Annotated in this window: 7 protein-coding genes; 6 read left to right on the top strand and 1 reads right to left on the bottom strand. The window is 39.3% G+C overall.

Features of this window, described 5'->3' with window-relative positions:
• Window positions 1-92 precede the first annotated feature (92 nt).
• Window positions 93-314: a DinB family protein gene (locus RLO81_RS06430; RefSeq protein WP_350108890.1), complete on the top strand. Its 222-nt coding sequence runs from the start codon at window positions 93-95 to the stop codon at window positions 312-314.
• A gap of 23 nt (window positions 315-337) precedes the next feature.
• Entirely contained in the window at window positions 338-1,000 is a 663-nt protein-coding gene (locus RLO81_RS06425) for a hypothetical protein (RefSeq protein ID WP_350108887.1), read from the top strand.
• 134 nt (window positions 1,001-1,134) lie between these two features.
• Here RLO81_RS06425 and RLO81_RS06420 read toward each other — a convergent pair whose 3' ends face one another.
• The gene (locus RLO81_RS06420) at window positions 1,135-4,401 is read right to left on the bottom strand and encodes a beta propeller repeat protein (protein WP_350108884.1); all 3,267 of its coding nucleotides are present in this window, start codon (window positions 4,399-4,401) and stop codon (window positions 1,135-1,137) included.
• Window positions 4,402-4,495: 94 nt separating this feature from the next.
• Between RLO81_RS06420 and RLO81_RS06415 the strand changes: the two genes are divergently transcribed.
• From RLO81_RS06415 to RLO81_RS06400, 4 genes are all read left to right on the top strand, one after another.
• Window positions 4,496-5,062 carry a pseudouridine synthase gene (locus RLO81_RS06415; protein WP_350108881.1) on the top strand — a complete coding sequence of 189 codons (567 nt, stop codon included), beginning with the start codon at window positions 4,496-4,498 and terminating at the stop codon, window positions 5,060-5,062.
• A 477-nt stretch (window positions 5,063-5,539) separates the two neighbouring features.
• On the top strand, window positions 5,540-5,752 hold the full coding sequence (locus tag RLO81_RS06410; protein WP_350108878.1) for a helix-turn-helix transcriptional regulator: 213 nt from the start codon (window positions 5,540-5,542) through the stop codon (window positions 5,750-5,752).
• Entirely contained in the window at window positions 5,739-6,065 is a 327-nt protein-coding gene (locus tag RLO81_RS06405) for a HipA N-terminal domain-containing protein (RefSeq protein ID WP_350108875.1), read from the top strand. The genes RLO81_RS06410 and RLO81_RS06405 overlap by 14 nt, the downstream gene beginning before the upstream one ends.
• Window positions 6,055-7,020 (top strand): HipA domain-containing protein, encoded by a 966-nt coding sequence (locus tag RLO81_RS06400; protein WP_350108872.1) that lies wholly within the window; start codon window positions 6,055-6,057, stop codon window positions 7,018-7,020. Before RLO81_RS06405 ends, RLO81_RS06400 begins: the two co-directional genes overlap by 11 nt.
• Window positions 7,021-7,070 lie beyond the last annotated feature (50 nt).

Raw genomic sequence — 7,070 nt, 5'->3', positions numbered from 1 at the left:
ACTGGCATAGCCAGTAGCTTATGGGTGGACGAGAAGCCAGAGACTGGGAAACAGATACAGAGTTAAAGGTGGACTAAAAATCAAAACAGGAAATGATTGACAAAATTGATGAGACCTTTGATACTACGATTGAATTCATTTCAAATTTTAATACAAATCGGTTAGATGACAGACTAGACTATTTCGGTGCTAATAGAACGAAAAGGCAAATTTTATTACTCCTTACCGATCATATAACCCATCATAGAGCTCAAATGCTTGTTTATATGCGATTGAATGGAATTAAGCCACCGAGATACGTATTATATCAATAAGTAGCTTGAGATAACGACTTCAAATGAACAGATTTTACGAGCAAAAAAAATTCTTTCAGTGGACTGTAGCTCTAATAATGCTATTAGTAGTAGGAATCATTTTTTACTATTGGCTTGAACTGATACAGATTAACCTTTTGGCAATTCTTTTACTATTTCTGATCACTCCAGTCGCACAGTTTTTAATATCTCCCATTATGAAGTTGACCGGGGCATATAAATACCTATCTCCCATGTTATTGGTTTATTCTCCGAGTACAAGCAAGTATGATTTACACAACGGCACTTCTTTCGATTACCTGTTTTTCTTTAAAAGAAAAAGTAAAGGTTCAGCGTGGCAAAGTAAACTGCTCATCTATTATCTGGATGGGTTGTTGGAGGTAATTAATGAACTTGAAAATAATGTGATACCTGAAACTATAGAAATACGAGGAAGCTCCTATTTCTTTAGTGAAAGAACTGCACAACGGCTTGGGTTTGAAATACAAGAAACAGGATTTTCAGAAAAATTTAATATCATCATAAATTATTTGGATCTATTCTGGATGTATTCACTTTCCAAAGGAAAGATCCACTTTCCTAAATTAAAAGACATTAAAACAGCGACTACAACCGGCCAAAGACTCAAGGAAAAGAAGCCTGAATTACTTAAGCTAAGAACTTATCTAATAAACAGAAGTCTTTAGGTAAAATACTAGATTAAACAATGAGTCCGTAGTTTGTCAAACAAATATCATCACCTCTGAGCAACATTTAAGTCCTCCCCGTCTGCAGGCAATTGACGCATCAAATTAACCTAAAGCAGCAACCTAACTACAGACTACTCCAATCCCCTCCCCGGAGTATAAGGTGCACCAGCATCCTCCAAAGAAACTTCAAATGCTGCCAACTCATTGGCATACGTTTCAAACTCCTTCACAAAGGCAGCTAAAGCCTGAGTGCCTGATTCAATGCTCTTCTTTTGAGTTTCAGTGGGTAATTTTGTCGTACTCCAATGGCCGTATACTACGTTCCACACGTTAGTTCCGATGGATGGTGTAGTAGGTTCATCTTTCCCCTGCCTTATTGCATCTCCGTAAAGTTTATCTCTCAGCTCGGCATGTTTATTATTAAGCGTTTTTAACGTTTTGAAAAACTCTGGATTTAAGCTTGGCGTTTGAGCTATGGCAGCCTCCATATGCCTCAGTTTCGTACTTACTTCACCCAGTTTGTTTCCTGCGGCTCCGAGTTTTCTTGATAATTCGCTCGTCTTTTTGGTAAATGCTGCATACTCCGCATAGTTAACATCTGCTTTTACGTTTGGCGTTGGTTTAACCATAAACTTCTGCGCAGAACCCTGAGCCGTTAAATTTCCATTTTCTACGATATAAAGCTGCGCACTATAGTTGCCCGGTGCTACCATCGGACCTTCAGGTGAACCCGCCCATGGTGGCACAAAAGCGGGCTGCGATAAACTGATAGGATCTGGAGCTGGCATTCTTAAATCCCAGTTAATTCTATGCACCCCTTTTTTAGCGGTTCCATTTAACCATCGCACTGCGTTGCCTTCAGCATCACTAATCAGAAGCATTACTTTTGGTTCACTTTCCAATGATTCAGACTTCAATGTCGCCCATCCTGGAAACGGTATATTCGCTCCTTGTTCATTTAAACTCTTCTCTTTTTCCTCACGCTTGGCTTTTGATGTCTTTGGCACATCAGCAATATAATAGGTCAGCAAAGCACCAAAATCGGGGTTCGGGGTTCTAAAACTCGATGAGCCTTGTGACGGCATACCTGTTGCTTGATAGGGCGTACTCGGCACATACCACCATGCATCACGGACAGGAAATAGTGCATTGGAACTAGCTCCTTTTGCAGCTTCCCGTAAGGCTGAATAATCATCCAATACAAAAACACCCCTACCAAAAGAAGCTCCCACTAAGTCGTTATCTCTTTCATGAATTTCAATATCCCTGAACGGAATGGTAGGCACACCGTTTCCTAATTTTATCCAGTTAGTTCCTTTGTTTGGTGAGTAATAAATGCCGTACTCTGTACCAATGAACAGTAAGTTTTTATCTATATGGTCTTGTTTGATGGACCAGACAATTGTATTGGCTGGCAAATCACCATTGATAGACAGCCATGACTTTCCTTTGTTGGAACTGACAAAAAGATAAGTAGTGTAATCACCTATTTTATGCGCATCGGCTGAAGCAAACACAACATTTGCATCGTGCTTGGAGGCTTCAACATCATTGATGAAAGACAGCTCAGGCACCTTTGGCAAATTCTGGGCTTTGCGCCAGCTCTGGCCATCATCTTCACTCACCTGAATCAATCCATCATCAGATCCTGTGTAAATCAAACCTTTTGTTATCGGTGATTCAGAAATTGAAGTAAGTGTGGCAAACTTGGACATGGCACCATTATCATACAATGCGTCAACACTTGGTACATTGTCCATCATTTTTAGCTCGTACCTGTTTTTGTTGGTGGTTAAATCGCCACTGATGGCCGTCCAGGAATTACCTCTATCGGTACTTTTCCAAACACGCTGCGAGCCAAAATACAAGGTTTTATTATCGTGCGGACTAATCAGTACAGGGCTATCCCAGTTGTATCTTTCCGGTGGGTCGTTTGGTTCCGGCTGAGGTTGAATCATCAACACCTCCTCCGTTTTTCTATCTAACCTAAACAACAATCCGTTCTGGATTTCCATGTATACCGTATTCGGATCTTTGGGGTCTACGGCACAGTCATACCCATCAGCCCCCAAAGGCACATACCAATCCTGATTTCTAATACCTTCGCCATTCATAGTTCTGGATGGCCCGATTAACGTGCCTAAGTCCTGCGCACCCACTACCACATTGTAGAATGGCTCGGCATTGTCCAGTGCAGCTTTATAAAATTGAGAAATAGGTAGATTACCAAAATGCCTCCACGTTAACCCTTCATCAAACGACTCATACAGGCCGCCATCTGTTCCGGCTATTAAATGATTTCCGTTATCTGGATCGATCCACATTGCATGATTATCGCTGTGTTTTGTTCTACCATTGGTCAGGTAATCAAATGTTTTTCCACCATCGCGTGTTACATGTAAAAACACGTCCATTTGATACACCAAATCCGGATTGCTTTGTGATGCCTCAATTTCCTGATAATAATGAGGACCCGTTCCACCAGAGATGTAGCTGTTCATTTTACTCCAGCTTTCGCCTTTATCATCTGAGCGGTAAAAACCTCGTTCTTCACCATTGGCTTCTATGGTGGCAAATACTCTATTCGGGTTGGCTGCCGTAACCGCCAAGCCTATTTTCCCCATATCACCGGAAGGTAAACCCATTTTTACCTGCTTCCAGGTATAACCATTGTCCACAGATTTATAAATGCCTGATTTTGGTCCGCCTGCTAATAACGACCAGGTATGTCTTCTTCGCTGATAAGCAGCTGCATAAACCACATCAGGGTTTGAGGGATCAAATTCAATATCTGTTACTCCAGTATTTTCATCGATTTTAAGCGCCAACTTCCAGGATTTGCCGCCATCTATACTTTTGTACAAGCCTCGCTCGCCACCACTTGACCATAGAGCGCCCTCGGCAGCTACCATAATTACATCACTAATTCGAGGATCAATTACTATTTTACCGATGTGTTCTGAGTTCTTCAGCCCCATATTTTGCCAGGTTTTTCCGGCATCCGTACTTTTATATACACCATCGCCCCAACCCACATGTCGGCCACTCACATTTTCTCCTGTGCCTACCCAAATCGTGTTGGAATTGTTAGGATCGATGGTTACACAACCGATAGAATACGATGCCTGATCATCAAAAATGGGCTTCCATGTCGTGCCGCTGTTGGTGGTTTTCCAAACATTGCCTGAGCCAACAGCTACATACCAAAGGCTTTTGTTATTGGGATCAACCGCAATGTCGGCAATTCTACCACCCATTAACGCTGGGCCAATCTCGCGGAGTTTCAATCCTTTGGCTGCTTCTTTGTGCACATCATTTACGGATTGTGCATGAATGTCTATGGTAAGTAGAGTACTCAGTAGGAATATAAAGGCTGATTTGAGTTGAACTTTTAACATCTTGTATGATTTAGATTCGTTTGATTCAAATAATAATTTATCAATTTAAGGCTTATTTTTAACTCATAATAACCGCTCGTATAAAAGCAATCTTTTGGCCCGGCATCGTCACTTTATTTTAAATAAACCCTTTGGTTATCTGTCGCAGTTTGTGAACAATCAGAACAGGCGCAAGAACAAAAAGTTGCTGGGCGAGCTTTATGACTTCCCCGAGGGACTGATGGCTATAGGAAGGTTGGATGAAAAATCAGAAGGATTATTGTTATTAACCACTGATGGAAATGAAAGTGAAAGAGTAAGAAGTAAGGAAGTTGAGAAGGAGTATTATGCTGAAGTTGATGGTGAAATAACAGGTGAGGCTATAACTAAGCTGTCTCAAGGTGTAGAAATTGGATTTGAAGGTAAAAAGTACGTTACCCTTCCTTGCAAAGTAGAGCAACTGCCAAACCCACCAAAATTGGAAGACGTTCCTGTTCAGAAACACAGGCCTACAAGTTGGATAAGTATCACCATTATAGAAGGGAAGTTCAGGCAGGTGCGTAAAATGACGGCAGCAGTTGGTTATCCTACCGTTCGGTTAATAAGAGTGCGTATTGGCGCGATACTACTTGGTGAATTAAAACCTGGTGAGGTGGTTGAAGTAGATGCTTTTAATACCTAATTGGCACTTCATAACTTTAATCATGATATCTGGAAAAGTTTGATTTGAGTTTTGACAGTTTATTTTGAGCAATTAACCTTGTTAGGTTAATGACTAAAGCAAGGAGGCTGAGTACTAATTTTTTCATAGTGGCTCTTTCAGAAGACAACAAGTTACAAAAAGTATGAGGGGATAGCAATAGGAGGCTTATTGGTTTTATTTGCTCAAACTGTTAACTAATTATATTTAAATGCATATAATTATTCAGTTTTAATTCTTTTTATATCTAATTACATATAATGAAATCACTGGGAGATTCTATCATTTCATTTAACCAGTTATAGAATTTAATTATACCCTTTCGGGTACATTTCCGTTTAATTTGCTATTAATTATATCAGTACGGGTATAATTTCAATAAATTCAACAATTTTATACCCGATAAGGTATAATTACGGAATTATTATTACCTTTATACCCGATTGGGTATAATATGGTATGGAAAATTTAAGTCAGTTTGTTAAACAGAAACGTAAAAGTCTCGGATTAACTCAGGAAGACCTTTCTTTCAAAGCGGGTGTAGGACTACGTTTTGTTAGAGATTTGGAGCAAGGTAAGAAATCGTTAATGGTTGATAAAGTCAACCAGGTTTTATCACTATTTGGCTATCAATTAGGGCCAGTACCAACAGAAAGACATGAAGAAAGCTAAGGTTTACATGCACAACGAGTTAGCGGGAGTATTAACGGAAGATGAGAATGGCTACCACTTTCACTATGACGCATCCTATTTGGAGCAAAAGGATTCGGAACCCATTAGTCTAACACTTCCACTATCTAGTGAGAGCTATCATAGCCAATTCCTTTTTCCCTTTTTTGATGGCCTAATACCTGAAGGTTGGTTATTAGATATAGCACAGAAAAACTGGAAGCTCAACCCCAGAGACAGAATGAGCATACTATTAAAAACATGCCATGATTGCATAGGAGCAGTTTCAATACAATCCGAAGATAATGAAAACTAAGTGCCTTTATTGCTATAAAGAAATCGATACAGATGAGTTAAAAACTAAAGCTGGCTCAAAAGGCTATCACGAAAAATGTAGTAAGAAATTCTTTGGCAGTATTGTTCCACCAGAGTTAGATTTTACTGAGGATGAAATTCTGGAGCTCGCTGAACAAGTGATTAAAAGTCAAAAAACGGTAACTGGTGTTCAACCTAAGTTATCACTCGGACTCTCAGAAAACTCCTCAACTACTGAACGATTTACAATTGTAGGGTTATGGGGTGAATATATCTTAAAACCTCAAACGACTACTTTTAAGCATCTGCCAGAAATTGAAGATTTAACAATGCACCTGGCCGAAATGAGCAAAATAAAGACGGTTGAACATTCTTTAATAAGATTAAAATCTGGGCAATTAGCTTATATCACCAAAAGGATAGATCGGAATAAAGGTAAAAAGTTTCATATGGAAGACATGTGCCAACTGACAGAGCGCCTAACCGAACACAAGTACAAAGGATCATATGAACAAATAGCTAAAGCCATACAGAAGTATGCTGCCAATCCTGGGTTGAATGTAACGGACTTCTTTGAATTAGTATTATTCAGTTTTCTTACTGGGAATAACGATATGCATCTAAAGAATTTTTCATTGCTCAAGAGAGATTCGGAGTATAACTTATGTTCGGCCTATGATCTTCTTGCTTCAGAACTTGTGGTTGAAGGAGATGATGAAGAACTAGCGCTTAATTTAAATGGCAAGAAAAGAAAATTAAAAAAGAAAGATTTTGAAATAGCCATGGCAAGTGCTGGCCTTGATGAAAAGGTAATAGAAAACATTTTCAAAAAGTATAAGAAACTAGTTCCAAAATGGGCTGCTTTCGTTAGTCTTAGCTTTTTAAATGATGAGATGAAAGAAGCTTATATTGAGTTAATAAATGGTAAGGCTCAACAGTTAGAACTTAAAGATTAAAATCAATAGAAGCATTCTTCGTTTGAATAGCTTCAAAGGCATTATTCCTT

It is taken from the genome of Fulvivirga sp. (assembly GCF_040220315.1).
Taxonomy (GTDB): Bacteria; Bacteroidota; Bacteroidia; order Cytophagales; family Cyclobacteriaceae; genus Fulvivirga.
Note: the sequence above shows the minus strand (reverse complement) of the source record. Positions and strands in the feature narration are given on the sequence as shown.